Source organism: Agrobacterium sp. 5Ca50, assembly GCF_055381905.1.
On sequence record NZ_AP026439.1, the window covers coordinates 759899 to 779274 of the forward strand.

Here is a 19376-nt window from a genome sequence, read left to right on the forward strand (position 1 = left end):
TATTTATTTCAATTCAACGGGGATCGTTTTGTTCCGTAAACGGGACATTATCGTGACAATAAAAATGCGAGAGCTTTTATAAGGAGGCTTTACTGTGGAGAACTGCTTTCATAGCCGTCAGGCCGATTTTTAGTTCATCGGTTTCAACCTGTTTCCTTGAAAAGTACGTTGTGGTCCAAGAGGTAACGGTCGAAGAGGGGCAGGCTTGCACCCCCTATGGCACGGGCCTGGCTGCCGACCATGCCTTCAATGATATCTGGCACGACAACACCTTGCAGGTCATGCGCGCCGAGTGCCTTTTTTGTTGCATTTACAATGCGTTCGCGTACCCAACTCGGGAAGCCGCCATCGATCACCACGGCTGAAAAATCGATGACAGATGCTGCGGCGATTACCGCTTGCGCCAGAGCGGCTGCGGTATCATCGATCCAGATATCCAGTGGTTTTCCAAAATCGATCCAGTCGTCAGGTGAGAACCATAATGGCTTTGGATCAATGCCATGATCACGCAGAATATTTTCGAGAACGAAAATCGAGGCGATCTTCAAAAGCTGGACGGTTTTTCCGTCCCGTCGCTGGACGGGTAATGGACCAACCGCACCAGCCGTTCCGGTGCGCCCCGAAAACAGCGCGGAATTTAGAACGACGCCGCCACCGATGAACGAGCCGATAAAGAGATAGAGAAAATCGGCGTGGTTCTGGCCGGCACCAAATACCAACTCCGCCCCACAGGCGCTTGTGGCATCGTTCTGGAGGTAGACGGGATAAGGAATGCGGTCGGCTATCTCTTGCTGCAGATTTACGCCATGCCAGGTGTCCATTTCCGCTTGTGGGGCGCCCACTTCTTCCGCCCAACTCCACAACTCGAACGGCGCTGCGATGCCAGCGCCGACGATGCGTTTGCGTTCGCTTTCGTCGAGCTTCATTTCAAGCTCCCGTATGCCGTCCGTTACAAAGGAGATGATTCCTTCTGGCAGCGGGTAGGGGTAGGCGCGGCGCAGTTTCAGCCGGATTTTGCCAAGAAAGTCCATCAACACCAGATCAGCACTGCGTCTGCCAATTTTCACACCAAAGGAATAAGCGGCGTCTGGATTAAGTCGCATGGGGGTGGAGGGTTGGCCGACCTTGCCGCGCTTGGGTTCGTCACGCAACAGTAATCCATCATTTTCAAGCGCGCGCATGATGACGGTTACGGTCTGGGCGGAAAGCCCGCTGCGACGGGCGATTTCGGCCTTTGACAGGGCATGATGGCGACGAACCAGAGACAGGACGAGCCGCTCATTATAGGCCCGGACGCGCACCTGATTAGAGCCGCCGCTGATATCAAGGGTGGCATTTGTTGCAGGCCATGTCGGCTCGGCTACTCGAGACATTATTTCCTCCCTCCCTTCATGACTGCATATGCCGCCACTCAGGATTCGCGACAAGCCACCTGATTGCGTATTCGGTCCTGTTTTCCGCTCTTGCACAGGCGAGTTGACCGGACATGCATTGTGTTGACGCGTCCAGAGCATGCCATATCGAATTAATAATTCAATTGGATTTATTTATTGACACTTTGTTCATTTGGTGTTTCCATTTGCGTGGTGGTGCCGCTCACACCTTGGAGGAGGTTGGCCCCCGGATAGTTTCATAAGAAGCATCCGCACGTCTTTAGGAGGACTATATGAAGACGACCGTTTCCGCCTTTATTGGCGCACTTGCGCTTGGCGTTTCCTTTGCAGGCATGGCATCCGCGGCTGATACATCCGTATGCCTCATTACCAAAACAGACACGAACCCCTTCTTCGTGAAGATGAAAGAAGGCGCGACAGCCAAGGCCAAGGAACTCGGTGTTACCTTGAAGGCTTATGCCGGCAAGATCGATGGCGATTCTGAAAGCCAGGTCGCTGCCATCGAAACCTGCATTGCCGATGGCGCAAAGGGTATTTTGATTACGGCGTCCGATACGAAGGGTATTGTACCGGCTGTTCAGAAGGCTCGTGATGCCGGCCTGCTGGTCATCGCACTCGACACACCGCTTGAGCCGATTGATGCTGCTGATTCGACATTCGCGACCGATAACCTGCTTGCTGGTGAACTGATAGGCAAATGGGCTGCCGCCACTCTCGGCGACAAGGCAAAGGATGCGCGCATCGCTTTCCTCAACCTCACGCCATCACAGCCGAGCGTCGACGTTCTGCGTAACCAGGGCTTCATGAAGGGTTTTGGCATTGATGTGAAAGACATCAACAAGATCGGTGACGAAGACGACGCTCGTATCGTTGGTCATGATATCACCAACGGTAACGAAGAGGGTGGTCGCTCCGCAATGGAGAACCTGCTCCAGAAAGATCCGACCATCAACGTCGTGCACACTATCAATGAACCAGCCGCTGCCGGCGCTTATGAAGCGCTGAAGGCTGTTGGTCGTGAAAAGGATGTGTTGCTGGTGTCGGTCGATGGCGGTTGCCCAGGCGTTAAAAACGTTGCGGAAGGCGTAATCGGCGCAACATCGCAGCAGTATCCGCTGGCGATGGCAGCACTTGGCGTCGAAGCCGTCAAGAAATTTGCTGATACCGGCGAGAAGCCAAAGCCAACTGAAGGTAAGAACTTCTTTGATACCGGCGTGACGCTGGTCACAGACAAGCCTGTTGCTGGCGTTGAATCCATCGATACCAAGCAGGGTTTGGCAAAGTGCTGGGGCTGATCGCCTGAATAATATCCCGAAACAGGAAAGGTGCTGAGGCACCTTTCCCTCAATGTGCCCACGTCTCTTCTGTTCGCATATCATCCGCACAGCAGACGGCGAAAAATACGGACGACCGGGGAGGAGTGGTATGGACGACCAATCAACAACACGTGCCCAACCGCACAATGAATTCGAGAAAGTTCTGACGGGCAGTTCTGCGCAGCTTGCCGCGTTCGATACACACGACAAAACACCCATCGAGAAATTCCAGCACTTCCTGCATTCCAGCCCCGCGGCTGTGCCGTTGATCGTGCTTGTCATGTCGCTGGCAGTGTTTGGTCTGCTGTTGGGCGGTAAATTTTTCTCGGCCTTTTCTCTAACCTTGATTTTGCAGCAGGTTGCGATCGTCGGTATCGTCGGTGCCGCTCAGTCGCTGGTCATCCTGACGGCCGGTATCGACCTCTCCGTCGGCGCCATCATGGTGTTGTCCTCGGTCATCATGGGGCAATTCACGTTCCGCTACGGCCTGCCGCCCACACTCTCGATTGCCTGTGGTTTTGCGGTGGGTGCCCTTTGCGGTTACATCAATGGTTTCCTTGTTTCCCGCATGCGTTTGCCACCATTTATCGTAACGCTTGGCATGTGGCAGATCGTGCTGGCTGCAAACTTCCTCTATTCCGCCAACGAAACGATCCGGGCGCAGGATATTTCCCAGAATGCGCCGATATTACAGTTTTTTGGCCAGAGTGTGCGCATGGGCAATGCGGTATTCACCTATGGCGTGATCGTCATGGTCCTGCTGGTTGCTCTGCTCTGGTATGTGCTGAACCACACGGCATGGGGCCGACACGTTTATGCTGTTGGTGACGACCCTGAGGCTGCAGAACTTGCGGGTGTTAACGTCAAGCGCATGCTCATTTCGGTCTACACTTTGTCTGGTGTTATCTGTGCGCTTGCCGGATGGGCGTTGATTGGACGTATCGGCTCGGTATCCCCAACCGCCGGTCAGTTTGCCAACATCGAATCCATCACAGCGGTGGTGATTGGTGGCCTGTCACTGTTTGGTGGGCGTGGGTCCATTCTTGGCATGTTGTTCGGTGCTCTTATCGTGGGGGTGTTCTCACTTGGTCTGCGTCTTATCGGCACGGACCCGCAATGGACTTACCTTCTCATCGGTGTGCTGATTATCGCCGCCGTTGCAATCGACCAATGGATCAGAAAGGTAGCTGGCTGATGTCGAACGAACCCATTCTCACAGCCCGCGGTATTGTTAAACGGTATGGCCGCGTCACCGCTCTAGATAACGCAGACTTTGACCTCTATCCCGGTGAAATTCTGGCGGTGATTGGTGACAACGGCGCGGGAAAGTCCTCGTTGATCAAGGCGATTTCCGGGGCCATCACACCGGATGAAGGTGAAATTCGGCTGCACGGCCAACCGGTCCAGTTTCGCTCGCCAATCGAGGCCCGGAAGGCTGGTATCGAAACAGTGTATCAGAACCTCGCGCTGTCTCCGGCCTTGTCTATCGCCGACAACATGTTCCTTGGTCGCGAGATAAGAAAACCCGGTTTGCGTGGCAGTCTGTTGCGCACACTGGACCGCCCGGCCATGGAAAAGTTCTCACGGGAAAAACTCTCCGAGCTTGGCTTGATGACCATTCAGAACATCAATCAGGCGGTGGAGACGTTGTCAGGCGGTCAGCGCCAGGGTGTTGCCGTGGCCCGTGCTGCAGCATTCGGCTCAAAAGTTATCATTCTTGATGAGCCGACTGCAGCACTCGGCGTAAAGGAAAGCCGGCGTGTTCTGGAGCTTATTCAGGAAGTTCGATCCAGAGGGCTTCCGATCGTGCTGATTTCACATAACATGCCGCATGTGTTCGAAGTTGCAGATCGCATTCACATCCACCGGCTTGGACGGCGGTTGTGTGTTATCAAACCGAAGGACTATTCAATGTCGGATGCCGTGGCATTCATGACCGGTGCAAGAGAAGCACCAAAGGATGTAGTTGCCGCATGAGACTGGAAGATCTGGTTGCAGACATCACGAAACGCGCGGCCGAACACCCGCGTTTCATTATCGCCATTGCGGGACCGCCAGCTGCCGGCAAGTCAACCGTGTCTGAGGCGCTGCGTGAGCGTCTTTTGGCAAAAGGAGTCAGCGCGGAAATCCTGCCGATGGACGGCTTCCATCTGGACAACGGACTGTTGGAGACGCGTGGACTTCTACCGCGCAAAGGTGCGCCGGAAACCTTTGATGTCAGGGGCTTCCTAGACATTATTGCTGCGGTTCGCAAGGCTGATCAGGAAGTGCTTGTGCCGGTGTTTGACCGGTTACGGGAAATTGCCATTGCCTCTGCTCGGGCGATCGCCGCAGACACACGTTTCATTCTGGTGGAGGGCAATTACCTGCTGTTGAACGAAAGTCCGTGGACCAGGCTCGATGGCTGCTTTGATTACACGATATTTATCGGTCCTGATGCCGATGTCCTGACTGAACGGTTGACCCAGCGTTGGACGGATATTGGTATGGACGCCGACGGCGTTGCTCACAAGCTTTACGGCAATGACCTTCCCAATGGCGAGCGGGTGATCAGAAATTCAAGACCCGCAGATTTGCGGGTCGAGACAATCGAGTTGTGATATGCTGGAAAGGTGGCTTTCCGTCGCTTAGTCTTCTGTAAAAATCGGGTCCTTGACGAACTGACCGCCTTGATAAAGCGATAGCGGTTCGTCGGTGCCGGGACGAGGCAAGGTTTTTTCCAACTCGGCGCGGTAAATTTCTGCATTGTCCTTTGGGCGCCAGCCCAGATACTCCGCTTGAGAATTGTCCCACCAACGACTGTCATTGTTGGAAACGCCCCATATGATCGGGCAGCCGAGCAGCGGCGCGCGAAACGCACAATTGATCAATGACGCGAAATCATCATAGGACATCCAGCTCGACAGCATCCGGTAATTGACCGGTTTCTCGACGCAGCTGCCGATGCGCACAAGGGCAGTTTCCTGTCCGAATTTTTCAAAATACATGCGAGCTAGTGCTTCCCCAAAGCATTTTGACACGCCGTAAAGCCCATCCGGGCGCATTGGTGCGCTCGCGTCGATATGCTGGTCCTGGCGATAAAAGCCGATGGTGTGGTTGGAGCTTGCAAAGATAATGCGTGGCTGGCCGTTGGCGCGTGCCGCCTCGTAGAGATTGTAGAGACCAAGCAGATTGGCATTCAGGATCTTGGAGAACTTGTCCTCCACTGAAATGCCGCCAAGATGAATGATGCCGTCACATCCTTTCACCAATGTGTGTACCGCTGCTGCATCAGCAAGGTCGCAACGCACGAAGGTCTCGTTGGCCGCCAGGTCGCCTTGTATCTCGACGATATCGGAAAGACGCACTTCGTCTGCCATTTTGGAAAATCTGTCGCGCATGGCGCGTCCAAGCCCACCGGCTGCTCCCGTTACCAGAAGTCGCTTCAAAATTCTTCCTCCCGTCGCCAGCCCTCACAGGCTGTATAATGATTTAATGTAATATGGCTTTGAAGTTATCATACATCTTGATATGGTGTGGTCAACCAGTGTGATTGGTAAGGTGTGGGTTCTGCGTAATTTCTATGATAGCCAACCCGGAAATTGGCATTCGAATGAACGGGATAGGGAAAGAGGCGGGGATGAACACACAGACCAGAATAGAAGGTGGTGCGGGCACGCTGACGGAGCGGCTGGGTGAGAATTTGCGCCAGGCAATCGCTGCAGGGCAGTTTCCTCCCGGCACAAAATTGCCCAGTGAGGCGCAGCTCGTTGAGGCGCATGGCGTAAGCCGCACCGTTGTACGAGAGGCGATCGCTGCCTTGCGCGCTGATAAACTGGTCGAGGCGAGGCGAGGAGCTGGCGTATTCGTTCTGACGACGCCTGTTGCTAACGATAGTCTCCTTTCCTTGCATGCTGTTGATCCAGCTCGCGTTTCTTCAATGATCGAGTTGCTGGAATTGCGTACGGCGGTTGAGGTTGAGGCTTCCGGCTTGGCAGCGCTTCGTCGCTCGCCCGCGCAGGAAGAAGTAATTTTTGAATGTCATCACGCTGTGCGTGCCTGTCTCGATGCCGGTACATCCAGTTCTGAGGCGGATTTCGCGTTGCATATTGCCATCGCTGAGGCGGCCAACAATTCGAGGTTTCCGGAGTTTTTGACGATGATTGGCCGCAATGCCATTCCGCGTGCGGCGCTGAGCAGTGACGAGTCCGAGGCTGATCAAGCGGCCTATATCAAGCTTCTTGATAAGGAGCATGATCGAATCGTTGTGGCTATTTCTAATGGTGATGAGGATGCGGCGAGAGAAGCGATGCGCGCTCATTTGCGCGGTAGTCAGGCCCGGTACAGGGCGTTGCTGCGCGAGCAGCGAAAACATGTATGATAACTATTGACACTTTTCTGACCTAGACGTATGACAAGTTAACTGAGTACGTAGAAAAGGAAATCAGTGATGAATCCGCAAGAAATCAAGGTCGCGCTTGGCTCGGGCCTGTTGTCGTTCCCTGTCACGCACTTTGATGCACAAGGCAAATTCCAGGCTGAAAGCTATCGTCGTCACGTTGAATGGCTGGCTGGTTATGACGCTCCTGTGCTTTTTGCTGCTGGCGGTACGGGCGAATTTTTCTCGCTGGCTCCGTCTGAAATTCCCGACATTGTCCGCGCAGCCAAGGAAGCGTCTGGTAAGACTGCGATCGTTTCTGGTTGTGGTTACGGCACGGAAATGGCCATCGATCTGGCGCGTTCCGTTGAAAAAGCGGGCGCTGACGGCATTCTCCTTCTGCCACACTATCTGATTGATGCCCCACAGGAAGGTCTTTACCAGCACGTGAAGCGCGTCTGCCAGTCCATCGGTATTGGCGTCATGGTTTACAACCGCGACAATTCCGTTCTTCAGGCTGACACATTGAAGCGTCTGTGTGACGAGTGCCCGAACCTGGTTGGTTTCAAGGACGGTACCGGCGATATTGGTCTCGTTCGTCAGGTGAGTGCAACGATGGGTGACCGTCTGACGTATCTTGGTGGCATGCCGACCGCCGAACTGTTCGCAGAAGCTTATCTGGGCGCTGGTTTCACAACCTACTCTTCTGCCGTGTTTAACTTCGTGCCCGGTCTGGCTATGGAGTTCTACAATGCTCTGCGTGCGGGTGATCGCACAAAGTGTGAAACTATTCTCAAAGACTTCTTCTACCCGTTCATGGCTTTGCGCAGCCGCCGCAAGGGTTATGCTGTTTCCGCTGTTAAGGCCGGTGTTCGCCTGCAGGGCTTCGATGCGGGCAAGGTTCGTCCGCCGCTTGATGATCTGACCAAGGAAGAAGAAGCAATCCTCGACAAGCTCATCGGTACCTGGAAGCGCAGCGCATGAAAATAACAGCAGTCCGCACACATCTGCTCGAACATCGTCTTTCGGTTCCCTTCGAAAGTGCTTCAATGCGCTTCGATCGTCGCCTGCATGTTCTGGTGGAGATCGTTTGTGATGATGGCACCATTGGTTGGGGCGAATGCCTTGGCCCTGCGAAAGCAAATGCTGCCGTGGTCGAAACCTATGCGGGCTGGCTGATTGGCGAAAACCCGCTGGAAACGGAAAAGCTCTGGGCGAAGCTCTACAATGCGCTTCGCGACCAGGGGCAGCGCGGTCTTACACTGACGGCGCTTTCCGGCATCGATATCGCGCTATGGGATATCAAGGGCAAGCACTTCGGTGTTCCCGTTTCCACATTGCTGGGTGGTCGTTTTCGTGAATCTGTCCGTGCATATGCCACGGGCAGCTTCAAACGTGATGGCGTCAATCGTGTTGAGGACAACGCGAAGGAAGCCGCTCGCTACCGTGCGGAAGGGTTTCACGCCAGCAAGATCAAGATCGGTTTTGTTGTCGCCGAAGACCTTCAGGTCATTCGCGCCGTCCGCGAGGCGATCGGCCCGGATATGCGGTTGATGATCGATGCCAACCATGGTTATGGGGTTCTTGAAGCCATTGAACTCGGTCGCAAGGCGGCTGAATACAATATCGACTGGTTTGAAGAGCCTGTTGTGCCGGAACAATTGGCTGCCTACCGCGAGGTGCGCGCCAAGCAGCCCATTCCGGTTGCCGGTGGTGAGACATGGCATAGTCGCTGGGGTATGAAGGAGCCGCTTGAAACCCGAGCGGTCGATATTATTCAGCCTGATCTCTGTGGTGTGGGTGGTTTTACAGAGGCCCGCCGCGTTGCGGATTTTGCGTCCATTCACGGCGTGCGCGTGGTGCCGCATGTCTGGGGAACTGCGGTACAGATTGCTGCAGCCTTGCAGTTCATGGCATCAATGGTGCCAGACCCTGTTCGCACAAACCCTGTTGAGCCTATCCTTGAGTTTGATCGCACGGACAATCCTTATCGTCAGGCTATCGTTAAGACACCGCTGGAGCATGTCAACGGTGTGGTTTCCATACCGAATGCGCCCGGCCTTGGCATAGAGATAAACCGTGACGCGCTGGCGGAATTCCGCCTGAAGGAGGCTTGATATGGTTGTCAGGACCCTCTCTGGCCCCGCTCCGAAAATTACATTGCCCAAAGGCGCAGTGGATACGCAGATGCATATGTATCTGCCAGGTTTTCCGGCTTTGCCGGGCGGCCCTGATTTGCCAGCAGGTACTCTGCCGGACGCTGAGCAATATCGCAGTTTTATGAAATGGATCGGTATCGATCGCGTCATCATCACCCAAGGCAATGCTCACCAGCGTGACAATGGCAATTTGGTCGCCTGCCTCACAGAAATGGGCGAGGCGGCGCGGGGCGTTGCGGTGATTTCAGCTGATACAACTGATCGTGATCTCGATGCGCTGGCAGACGCCGGCGTTGTTGGTGCACGTATAATGGATCTGCCTGGCGGTGCGGTTGGTCTTGAGGGACTGGAAGATGTGGATGCCCGGGCATCGGCGCTCAACTGGATGGTTGCCGTGCAGTTCGATGGCAGTAACATTGGGGATCACGAAGAACGCCTGTCGCGTTTGAAATCCCGCTGGGTGCTTGATCATCATGGCAAGTTCTTTTGTGGCGTGACACCGCGAAGCCCGCAGATCGATGTGCTGAAGCGTCTGATCGATAAGGGGAATTGTTGGTTCAAATTTGCGGGTGTTTACGAATCCGCCAAAAGCGCTGGTCCTGACTATGAGGATGTTGCTGCTGTGGCACGTGAGATTGCGGCATACGCGCCTGAGCGCATCGTCTGGGGCACGAACTGGCCACACAATCTGGCGAAAACAACTGCTGATTATCCTGACGATGCGGCTTTGGCTGACACCGTCCTTGGCTGGTTTGCTGACGATGCCGCCCGCAGGCTGGCGTTGGTTTCCAACCCCGAGGCACTTTTTAATCTGCCTGCATTTACAGCGGCATAAGTTTAACCGCATGCGCCGGGGGAGTGGAGGCTCCCGCGCATTGTGCCCAGAGAATGAAAGGCATTGCATACCCGCCCGAACGGGCAGGACGACAGCGGACCCGGGACCTGGGGAAGGTCGGGCCGTTTTAACGGAGGAGAACTAATAATGAAAAAGATTGCTGGCATGCTTTGCGTTGCCATGGGCATGGCCCTTGGCAGTGTTTCTGCGCAGGCGCAGGAGATTAACTTGCGTTCTGCTGATATCCATCCGGATGGCTACCCGACGGTCGAAGCCGTCAAATATATGGGTGAGCTGCTTTCTGAGCGCACCAATGGCCGCATTAAAATACAGGTCATGAACAACGCTGTACTTGGCGGCGAAAAAGACACCATCGAACAGACCCGCTTCGGCGTCATCGACATGAACCGCGTTAACGCGGCTCCCTTCAATAACCTGGTCAAGGAAACGACCGTTTTGGGTCTACCTTTCCTGTTCCGCTCTACCGAGCATATGCACAACACGGTGGACGGTCCGATTGGTGATGAGGTGCTGGCCGCCTTCGAGCCCCATGGTTTGATTGGTCTGGCATTTTATGATTCCGGGGCGCGGTCTTTCTACACCACCAAAAAGCCAATCGAAAAACTCGACGACCTCAAGGGGCTGAAAATTCGCGTTCAGCAATCCGACCTTTGGATCGCGATGATGCAAGCGTTTGGTGCCAACCCGACACCGATGCCTATGGGCGAAGTTTATTCGTCGCTGGAAACCGGCGTTGTCGATGGCGCGGAAAACAACTGGCCTTCGTACGAATCCGCCCGTCACTTCGAAGTGGCCAAGAACTACACTCTTACTGAACACTCTCTGAACCCTGAAATCCTCGTTATATCCAAGGTGTCCTGGGACAAGCTGTCGCCTGAAGATCAGACGCTTGTTCGTCAGGCTGCCAAGGATTCTGTTGGCAAAATGCGCGAACTTTGGAGTGCTCGTGAAAAGGCTTCCGAAGAAAAAGTTCGTGCCGGTGGCGTCAATGTCATCAAAGTCAATAAGGAGGAATTTGCTGCCGTTATGAAGCCGGTTTACGACAAGTTCGTAACCGATCCGAAGATGAAAGATCTTCTGGAGCGCGTTCAGGCGGTCAAGTGAACAGTTACACGAAGGACCGGCTCATTATTGAGCCGGTCTTTTTTTATCCAGCTGCATGGGCTGGAGTTGTGGAGGACGGGAACATGCGAAATTTTATGAGGGCGATACGCCCCGGTCTTGGTGCGCTCAATCGTGCATCGCTTTATGTCGCTGGCGTCGGCATGGTTATCATGACGCTGATTATCGGCTGGCAGGTTTTCAGCCGCTACATATTGAATGATTCGCCAAGTTGGTCCGAACCTTTGTCCATTCATCTTATGGCCTGGTTCATCATGCTTGGGGCAGCTGTTGGCGTGCGTGAAAGCGTACATCTTGGGCTGGATATCATTCGCTACATGATGAGACCCGGCATCCAGAAAATAATGGATATGATCAGTCTCGGTCTCATTGTCTTCTTTGGGGCGGCGATGACCTTTTACGGCGTGCAGCTTTGCATGGGCACATGGACGGCGACGATTCCGGTTCTGGGATGGCCTGGCGGTGTGGACTTTTTCCCGCTGATCGGTGGTGGTTTTCTTATTGCACTCTTTGGCACTGAGCGATTCATTGATGTTGCTCTCGGCGAGGAAATTGCAGCGGATGTGATCGTGCAGGAGGCTGCGTAAATGGCATACACTATTCTTTTCGGGGTCTTTACCCTGTTAATGTTGATCGGCACACCTATCGCATTTTGTCTCGGCATCGCTTCCCTTGCCACCGTTCTCTATATGGGGCTTCCGCCGGTTGTTATTTTCCAGCAAATGAATTCGGGCATGAGCGTGTTTGCCATGATGGCTATTCCGTTTTTCATCTTCGCGGGTGACCTGATGGTGCGCGGCGGTATTGCACATCGTCTCATACGGTTCGCGGCAGGCCTTGTTGGTCACATGCGTGGAGGGCTTGGGCAGGTCAACATTGTGGCGTCAACGTTGTTCGGCGGTATTTCTGGTTCCGCTGTTGCTGACGCATCGGCTGTGGGTGGTCTGATGATCCCTCAGATGGCTGCTCGTGGTTATGACAAGGATTACGCCGTCAACGTAACTGTCAATGCGGCGATCATTGCGCTGATGATCCCGCCATCGCACAACATGATCCTTTATTCGATCGCCGCTGGTGGCAATGTCTCGGTCGCGGATTTGTTTACAGCAGGGATTATTCCGGGTTTCCTGCTTGCCGCTGCCTTGATGGTAACCGCCTATATTGTTGCACGTCGAAAGGGTTATCCATCTGAGCCGTTTCCGGGCTTCTCCAAGCTGTTTTATTACTTGCTTGCTTCATTTCCGGGCATCCTGTTGATCGGCATTATCTTTGGTGGTGTTCGTTCCGGTGTTTTTACCGCAACGGAAAGTTCGTGCATTGCGGTGCTCTACGCCTTTCTGGTTGCCATGTTGGTCTACCGTGAGCTGAACTGGGAAGGTTTTGTTGAGGCGGTGATGGGGGCCGTGCGTACGACTGCCATGGTGTTGCTGGTTATCGGTACAGCCGCTGCATTTGGGTGGCTAATGGCTTTCCTTCAGGTGCAGACCCTTATGATCAGTGCCATCAGTGCGATCTCGGACAATCCGATCATCGTTTTGCTTGTCATCAACATCATTCTGCTGTTGCTTGGTACATTCATGGACATGGCACCGATGGTGATCATCTCCACGCCAGTGCTGCTGCCAGTTGTGAAAGCCTTTGGTATCGATCCCGTGCATTTTGGCGTTGTGATGATCCTCAATGCAGGCATCGGTCTCAACACGCCACCAGTTGGTACAGTGCTGTTTGTCGGATGTGCTGTCGGAGGAATATCGATACGAGAGGCGATGCGAACCATCTGGCCGTTCTTCGGCGCGAGCGTTCTGGTGCTACTGGCGGTAACCTATATTCCAGCGCTGTCGCTCTGGTTACCAAGCCTCTTTAAGTAACAGCTTGCAGTATCACAAAAAAACCGCCGCAGACGTGGCTTGCGGCGGTTTTTGTTTTGTGATTGTCTAGTTTTATTAGCTTTTATCGATGCGCTCTAAAACGTCACAAGCTTCGTGGATTGCACAGACAATATGATAAAATGTGCTGGCGGGTGCCGGTTCATCAATCATGCCGCCGTCCTTGGTCCACTTGTCGTACCAAAGGCCCCTGATTGGTGTCTCCAAAAAGGGTTGAAGTGCATCCAATGCTTTCGAACTGGAGGCAAGGTACCATTGCCGTTCGTCGCCGGTTGAATTGAGTGCCAGTTGCAATGACGCCTTCAACCATTCGGTCTGCGGCCACAACCGTGCCAGGCTGTCCCTCACGGTGAAGTCGTCCTTCAGGCCCATTATGACGATCTTGCGATCTGGGCAAACGCCGTGCGTTTCGGCAATTTCGAACAGTCGTTTTGCCTTTTGAATTGCTTCCGGCGAGTGACGTGAAGAGCCATAACGAACCAGAAGCCATGCCCATTCGAATTGATGTCCCGGTTCGACCACCTTTCCTGCATCTCCTGGCATTGGCTGCCAATCGTGATCGAAAAATTCACGCAGCACACCGCTGTCTGCGTCAATGAAATGGTTCATTGCAAGCGCGGCGATCTCGTCAGTCAATTCCATCCAAGGTCCGGTCGGATCGACCTTTTCCCAGGCCTGCATTGTCTCGAACAGATGCATATGGGGATTGGAACCGAGGGGCTGTCGTGGCGGATTGGCTTCCTCGAACCCAGCGATAGGATGTTTATACTCTCTTTTCAGAGCGTCCAGTATGGACAGCGCCTTGGCGCGCATTTCAGCTTTCTTCTCAGGCATTGCGATAGAAAGCTCTGCACAAGCAAAAAGTGCAAAAGCCTGATTGTACAGGTCAAATGTTGGATCAATCAATTGGCCATCTGCCGAGGCCAGATTGCCATAAAGACCGCTGTCCAACCGATAGGTTTTATCAAACCAAGCGACACCCTGCTCAACGGCTGATTGCCAAGGGCCAGTCCATCCAGAGTGCCCGGCAGCAGCAAAACAATAAGCCTGTCGCGGTTGAACACGCGAACGCCTGTCGTCACTGAATATCGGAATTCCGTCTTGGCCAATGCGCTCATGGAAGCCACGGCCGTCTGCTGCTAGACCGGTTTTGATCCACAAGGGCAAGGCATCCACGTCGAGCCATCGACGTAGTTCAGAAACCCTGTTTTCAAGTGTATTCACCCGGCTCGCCGGTGACGATAAGGTCATATCTATCCTTCCGATCTCGTGCCTCATGTCATCATAATGCATCAATATCAAGGTTGGTTCATCGCTTAATTTTTATGCAGTTCATGTGTGGAGTTTACTCGGGGGATAACCGTTTGTCTTGACCCGAAACTTTTCCTGGTGAACATTTATTACGTGTATGCATTTAGGGTATATGTTCAAAATTGTTTTAGAATGGGCTGATTGGTATGAGTGATATGACGGATAAAATTACCCCGGTGCTTCTCGCAGGAGGTTCGGGGTCAAGGTTATGGCCAGTCTCACGTGATCAATTGCCTAAACAGTTTCAGCCACTGGTTGGAAATCTCTCCACCTATCAGCAGACATTGAAACGTGTTTCAAATCCCAAGCTTTATGCGTCGCCGCTTGTCATCACCAACGAGGACTTTCGGTTTTTCGCCAAACGTCAGGCAGAAGATGTTGAGGTGCCGACTACAGTGGTGTTGGAGCCTGCACGACGCGATAGTGCGGCGGCGATGGCAGTTGCAGCCGTCATGGCCGAACGGCGCTCAGCAGGTTCCTTGGTGTTGGCGTTGGCCGCCGACCACGTTGTGCTGGACGAGGGGCTGTTTTCTGATGCGGTGAAACTGGGGTGTGAAGCCGCAAAACAAGGCAACATTGTTGTCTTCGGTCTGGTTCCGACTGAACCTCGTACCGCCTACGGTTACATCAATCCCGGTGAGTTGTTTTCCGATAACGAAGATCTGCGCATCGTCGAAGCCTTCGTCGAGAAGCCGAATGCTGAGACGGCGGTCAGTTATTTGCAAAAGGGATATCTGTGGAATTCAGGTAACTTCCTATTTCGCTCCGACGTGATGATTGCGGAATTACGTGCATTCTCCCCTGAGATTCTGGACGCTGTTGAAAAGGCCGTCGACCTTTCAAAACAGGACCTTGGTTTTGTCCGTCTGGATCAGGAAAGCTTTGAGGCATCTCCTAAAAACTCAATTGATTACGCGGTGATTGAAAAAACCAAACGTATGGCGGTGGTGCGTGGTCATTTCCGTTGGTCCGATATTGGCAGTTGGGACGCAATCTGGGAGGTTGCCGACAAACAGCAAGGTGACAACGCAATTGAAGGCAATGGTCTCATTGTCGATTCCGAAGGATGCCTTGTGCATTCACACGGTCTGATGACGACAGTTGTCGGTGCAAAGGATCTTGTTGTCGTCTCAACCAAGGATGCGGTTCTGGTTGTACCGAAAAACAAGACACAGGCGGTGAAAGGCCTCGTTGAGCAGTTGAAGGCCGAAGGCCGGAATGTTGAAACGGAAGTTCACACCCGTGCCTACCGTCCGTGGGGATATGTGGAGAGCATGGATGATGGCGAACGGTTTGGTGTGCGTCGAACCATGCTTGATCCCGGCACTCGGACTTCCTTGCAAAAGCACATGCATCGCTCCGAGCACCTTATCGTTGTTAAGGGCACGGCCAGTGTGACGATCAGTTCGGAAACCCTACTTCTAACCGAAAACCAATCTATCTACATCCCAATTGGCGCGCTACACCGCATCGCCAATGAAGGCCGCATTCCGCTCGAGATTATCGAGGTGCGTACTGGTGGCTATCTCGGCGAGGATGATATTATCCGTGTCGAAGACGACTACAAACGAGATTGAGTGACAAAAAAGCCCCGGTTTTGCCGGGGCTTTTTTGATTATGGTAACGTGTTTCAGTTCTTTTCCTGAACATGAGCTTCCAGGAACCACAAGGCCTTGTCCAGATCGCGCGACGCTGCCGTGAAAATATCGGCGGTGTTCGCATCACCGGCTTCATCAGCTTCATCAATGGCTTTTCGAACCATGTTGGCAACATCGCCATAACGTTCGATCAGCGCTTGAAGATGGTCGTGCACGGGGTAAATGTCCGTAGGGTAGGCTGCAAGTTTTGTCGCAGCAGAAACAGCCTGCAGGCTGCCAAGTGCTGTACCGCCCAATTGCACAACTCTTTCAGCAATTGTGTCGCCGTGGTCATCAAGCTGGTTGCGGAAACCATCCAGCATCTCGTGAACGGCTATGAACTGTGGGCCCTTAAGGTTCCAGTGTGCCTGTTTGGTTGCCAGTGCCAGATCAATGATCGAAGCAAGTGCCTCATTCAACAATGCGCTTACTGTTGTCTTGGCATTCGATGGCAAATCATTTTTGGTCTTATGGGTTTTCACGTCTGTCTTCCTTCTCTCTTTACTGGCAGTCAGAACTGGCCTCGTTCAAAACTTTTATGGACCCGACTAGGTTCCGTCCTGTCTGAAGGCGCGGTTTGAAAACCATGAAATTATCAAAAAATACATGATCTATCGCGGCGGACGATCATTCATAAAACAATCCGATGCGTCGCCCGTCGATCTCATGAATGGCGATTTGCATATCGTAAATCTCTCTTAGCGCATCGGTGTCGATAATGTCATTTACCGTTCCAGTGCCCCACACCTTTCCGTCGCGCATCGCAATGATATGGTCGGAATACCAGGAGGCGAAGTTGATATCGTGCAGCACCAGCACCACGGTCTTTTTCAAGTCGTCGGCGGCCTTGCGCAATATTTTCATCATAGCGCTGGCATGTTTCATATCAAGGTTGTTCAAGGGCTCGTCCAGCAGCACATAATCGGTGTCCTGGCACAGAACCATTGCGACAAATGCGCGTTGACGTTGCCCGCCAGATAGCTCATCGAGAAAGCGGTCTGCAAGAGGTTCAAGGTGGAGATATTGCATTGCCTGATCGACATGCACCTTGTCTTCGACAGTCGGGCGTCCTTTGGAATAGGGATATCTGCCGAATGTCACCAGATCGCGCACGGTAAGGCGTGATGAAATATGATTGTCCTGTCGTAATATGGAAAGACGACGGGCAAGTTGGTCGCTTTGCGTTTTCGTCACGTCCATGTCGTCAACGGTAACCGTTCCCTTATCCATAGCCATCAGGCGCGCGATAATGGAAAGTAGTGTTGATTTTCCCGCCCCGTTGGGACCGATAATCGAGGTCAAACCTCCGACAGGAATTGTGATGGAAACATCATCGACAACCAATGAGTTGCCGTATGCCTTGCTGATGCCGTTGGTGACGATCATCGAGCACCCCGTTTGAGAATGAGAACAATAAAGACGATGCCACCGAGAAACTCAATGACGATTGAAAGTGCCGTGTCGAACGCGAAGACCCGTTCCAAGATCACCTGTCCGCCGACAAGGCAGATGACGCCGATCAAGATTGCGGCTGGCAGCACATGGCGATGTTTGCCCGAGCCGGTCAAGTAATGTGCAAGGGCTGCAATGAGCAGCCCAAAAAACATCACTGGTCCGACAAGGGCGGTGGACACTGCAACCATAATGGAAATGAGCACAAGAAGAGCGGTGACAACACGTTTATGCGCGACGCCGAGACTTATCGCTGCAGGCCTTCCTAGCGACAGGACGTCAAAGGTGTGAAACAGTCTCAGGCCAGCGAGGCTGGCCAATGCAACAATAGCAGCAGAAATAGCCAACAACGTTGTATCAATTGTGTTGAAGCTGGCGAACAGTGTGTCCTGCAACACCATGAATTCATTCGGATCCAGCACACGTTGCATGAAACTGGAGAGGCTGCGAAACAATACGCCGAAGATTATTCCGACCAGCACCAACAGGTGCAGGCTGCGTTCGCCGCCGGAAAACAACCAGCGGAAAAGAATGCCGGCAAAAAAGACCAGCAGTAGGGTTTCACCGATAAATCGCAGACGTGGATCGATCAACAGCACTTCGGAAGATCCGAAGGCGAAGACCATGAATGTGTGCACCAGCACAAATAGGGAATCGAACCCCATGACTGCTGGCGTCAGAATGCGATTGTTGGTCACCGTTTGGAACATGACGGTTGAGACCGCAATCGCATAGGCAACCAACAAAAGTGCCGCCAATTTTATGCCGCGGAATTTGAGAACGAATGCCCAGCTTCCCTTTGCACCAAGTGTCATGAAGGCAATGATGGCAACAATTGCCAGAGCGGAGAGGACCACCAGGATAATGACGGGGCGTTTCTGCTGCAGATCAGTGGGCATGGTCACGCTTCCGAAGCAAAAGATAGAGAAATAAAGCGCTACCAACGACCCCGACGACGGTTCCAATCGGAATTTCGTACGGTGCACGGATTGTCCTGCCGACAATATCGCAAGACAGCACAAAGATTGCGCCAAGGGTCGCAACCCATGGCACGGAACGGCGCATGTTATCTCCAATCATCAGGCTGACGATGTTCGGCACGATAAGTCCGAGAAAAGGGATCATGCCGACTGTGACCACGACGACGGCTGAAACCAGGGACACAATGACCAGACCGAATGTCACCACGCGGCGGTAATTGAGGCCAAGATTGGTTGTGAAGTCACGGCCCATGCCGGCGACGGTAAATCTGTCTGCTGCCAGATAGGCTGCAATGGCAAAACAAAAGCCAATCCAAAGCAATTCATAGCGTCCACGCAAAACGCCGGAGAAGTCTCCTGTTGTCCATGCCAAAAGGGATTGCGTGAGTTCGTAACGGTAAGCAAAAAATGCCGTTATCGCACTGATGATGCCCCCGAGCATAATGCCGATGAGCGGAACGAGCAGCATATCACGCAGGGGAATTTCACGCAGTATCCGCAAGAAGAGCGCGGTTCCTGCCAGTGCAAATGCCGCCGCCACCAGCATCTTACCAAAAATGGGAGTTTGCGGTGCAAGAAGAGTAACAGTCAGAAGGCCGAGGCTGGCGGATTCGATTGTGCCCGCTGTCGATGGCTCAACGAAGCGATTGCGAACCAGCATTTGCATTATAAGTCCGGCAATTGCCATGGAGCTGCCGGCAAGTATAAGGGCGAGCGTCCGGGGGATGCGGCTGACGACCAGTACTTGGACGGCGCGCGCTTCCGTATCCGACGACATCAATGTCGAAAGTGACACATTGCTGACCCCGATGAAAAGGCTGGTGACGGCCAACATTAGGGCTGCGAGCAGGGCTAGAGCCAGATATTTCAACGTAGTGTCCTAATGCGCGATTGCTCCCGATGGCA

At 53.3% G+C, this 19376-nt stretch carries 19 protein-coding genes; 12 read left to right on the forward strand and 7 right to left on the reverse strand.

Annotation, left to right across the window (positions count from 1 at the left end; all coding sequences use genetic code 11):
• Positions 1-143: 143 nt before the first annotated feature.
• Positions 144-1373, reverse strand: a complete 1230-nt coding sequence (locus tag ACZ5FM_RS20995) for an ROK family transcriptional regulator (protein ID WP_275642328.1) — start codon at positions 1371-1373, stop codon at positions 144-146.
• Between the two features lie 293 nt (positions 1374-1666).
• Here ACZ5FM_RS20995 and ACZ5FM_RS21000 point away from each other — a divergent pair, with 293 nt between their 5' ends.
• The 4 genes from ACZ5FM_RS21000 (at position 1667) to ACZ5FM_RS21015 (ending at position 5310) form a co-directional block, all read left to right on the forward strand.
• A complete protein-coding gene (locus tag ACZ5FM_RS21000) occupies positions 1667-2689 on the forward strand; it encodes a sugar ABC transporter substrate-binding protein (protein WP_275642327.1) in 1023 nt (340 codons plus the stop codon).
• A 130-nt stretch (positions 2690-2819) separates the two neighbouring features.
• Positions 2820-3905, forward strand: a complete 1086-nt coding sequence (locus ACZ5FM_RS21005; protein ID WP_312947788.1) for an ABC transporter permease — start codon at positions 2820-2822, stop codon at positions 3903-3905.
• Positions 3905-4687 carry an ATP-binding cassette domain-containing protein gene (locus ACZ5FM_RS21010; RefSeq protein WP_250985231.1) on the forward strand — a complete coding sequence of 261 codons (783 nt, stop codon included), beginning with the start codon at positions 3905-3907 and terminating at the stop codon, positions 4685-4687. Before ACZ5FM_RS21005 ends, ACZ5FM_RS21010 begins: the two co-directional genes overlap by 1 nt.
• Positions 4684-5310, forward strand: coding sequence for a nucleoside triphosphate hydrolase (locus ACZ5FM_RS21015; protein ID WP_464040639.1), 627 nt, complete (start codon positions 4684-4686; stop codon positions 5308-5310). Before ACZ5FM_RS21010 ends, ACZ5FM_RS21015 begins: the two co-directional genes overlap by 4 nt.
• 27 nt (positions 5311-5337) lie before the next feature.
• Here the strand turns inward: ACZ5FM_RS21015 and ACZ5FM_RS21020 are convergent, their stop codons facing one another.
• A complete protein-coding gene (locus ACZ5FM_RS21020) occupies positions 5338-6138 on the reverse strand; it encodes an NAD-dependent epimerase/dehydratase family protein (protein ID WP_464040640.1) in 801 nt (266 codons plus the stop codon).
• Positions 6139-6329: 191 nt separating this feature from the next.
• Between ACZ5FM_RS21020 and ACZ5FM_RS21025 the strand changes: the two genes are divergently transcribed.
• The 7 genes from ACZ5FM_RS21025 to ACZ5FM_RS21055 all read left to right on the forward strand — a co-directional run bounded on the left by ACZ5FM_RS21025 (position 6330) and on the right by ACZ5FM_RS21055 (position 13072).
• Positions 6330-7070: a FadR/GntR family transcriptional regulator gene (locus tag ACZ5FM_RS21025; protein WP_464040641.1), complete on the forward strand. Its 741-nt coding sequence runs from the start codon at positions 6330-6332 to the stop codon at positions 7068-7070.
• A 69-nt stretch (positions 7071-7139) separates the two neighbouring features.
• Positions 7140-8051 (forward strand): 5-dehydro-4-deoxyglucarate dehydratase, encoded by a 912-nt coding sequence (gene kdgD, locus ACZ5FM_RS21030; RefSeq protein WP_192489222.1) that lies wholly within the window; start codon positions 7140-7142, stop codon positions 8049-8051.
• On the forward strand, positions 8048-9184 hold the full coding sequence (locus ACZ5FM_RS21035) for a mandelate racemase/muconate lactonizing enzyme family protein (RefSeq protein ID WP_464040642.1): 1137 nt from the start codon (positions 8048-8050) through the stop codon (positions 9182-9184). Before kdgD ends, ACZ5FM_RS21035 begins: the two co-directional genes overlap by 4 nt.
• 1 nt (position 9185) lies before the next feature.
• Positions 9186-10061, forward strand: a complete 876-nt coding sequence (locus ACZ5FM_RS21040; protein WP_464040643.1) for an amidohydrolase family protein — start codon at positions 9186-9188, stop codon at positions 10059-10061.
• A gap of 147 nt (positions 10062-10208) precedes the next feature.
• A complete protein-coding gene (locus ACZ5FM_RS21045; RefSeq protein WP_192489219.1) occupies positions 10209-11186 on the forward strand; it encodes a TRAP transporter substrate-binding protein in 978 nt (325 codons plus the stop codon).
• Between the two features lie 83 nt (positions 11187-11269).
• The gene (locus tag ACZ5FM_RS21050; RefSeq protein ID WP_192489218.1) at positions 11270-11791 is read left to right on the forward strand and encodes a TRAP transporter small permease; all 522 of its coding nucleotides are present in this window, start codon (positions 11270-11272) and stop codon (positions 11789-11791) included.
• Positions 11792-13072 (forward strand): TRAP transporter large permease, encoded by a 1281-nt coding sequence (locus tag ACZ5FM_RS21055; protein ID WP_192489217.1) that lies wholly within the window; start codon positions 11792-11794, stop codon positions 13070-13072.
• Positions 13073-13147: 75 nt separating this feature from the next.
• Here ACZ5FM_RS21055 and ACZ5FM_RS21060 read toward each other — a convergent pair whose 3' ends face one another.
• Complete coding sequence (locus ACZ5FM_RS21060) at positions 13148-14341, reverse strand: AGE family epimerase/isomerase (RefSeq protein WP_464040644.1); 1194 nt, start codon at positions 14339-14341, stop codon at positions 13148-13150.
• Between the two features lie 206 nt (positions 14342-14547).
• Here ACZ5FM_RS21060 and ACZ5FM_RS21065 point away from each other — a divergent pair, with 206 nt between their 5' ends.
• The gene (locus ACZ5FM_RS21065) at positions 14548-15978 is read left to right on the forward strand and encodes a mannose-1-phosphate guanylyltransferase/mannose-6-phosphate isomerase (RefSeq protein WP_275642321.1); all 1431 of its coding nucleotides are present in this window, start codon (positions 14548-14550) and stop codon (positions 15976-15978) included.
• Positions 15979-16031: 53 nt separating this feature from the next.
• Here the strand turns inward: ACZ5FM_RS21065 and dps are convergent, their stop codons facing one another.
• The 4 genes from dps to ACZ5FM_RS21085 form a co-directional block, all read right to left on the reverse strand.
• Entirely contained in the window at positions 16032-16553 is a 522-nt protein-coding gene (gene dps / locus ACZ5FM_RS21070; protein WP_275642562.1) for a DNA starvation/stationary phase protection protein Dps, read from the reverse strand.
• Between the two features lie 112 nt (positions 16554-16665).
• Positions 16666-17424, reverse strand: coding sequence for an iron ABC transporter ATP-binding protein (locus ACZ5FM_RS21075; protein ID WP_464040645.1), 759 nt, complete (start codon positions 17422-17424; stop codon positions 16666-16668).
• The gene (locus ACZ5FM_RS21080) at positions 17421-18389 is read right to left on the reverse strand and encodes an iron chelate uptake ABC transporter family permease subunit (RefSeq protein ID WP_312947818.1); all 969 of its coding nucleotides are present in this window, start codon (positions 18387-18389) and stop codon (positions 17421-17423) included. The genes ACZ5FM_RS21075 and ACZ5FM_RS21080 overlap by 4 nt, the downstream gene beginning before the upstream one ends.
• Complete coding sequence (locus ACZ5FM_RS21085) at positions 18379-19341, reverse strand: ABC transporter permease (protein WP_275642318.1); 963 nt, start codon at positions 19339-19341, stop codon at positions 18379-18381. The genes ACZ5FM_RS21080 and ACZ5FM_RS21085 overlap by 11 nt, the downstream gene beginning before the upstream one ends.
• Positions 19342-19376 lie beyond the last annotated feature (35 nt).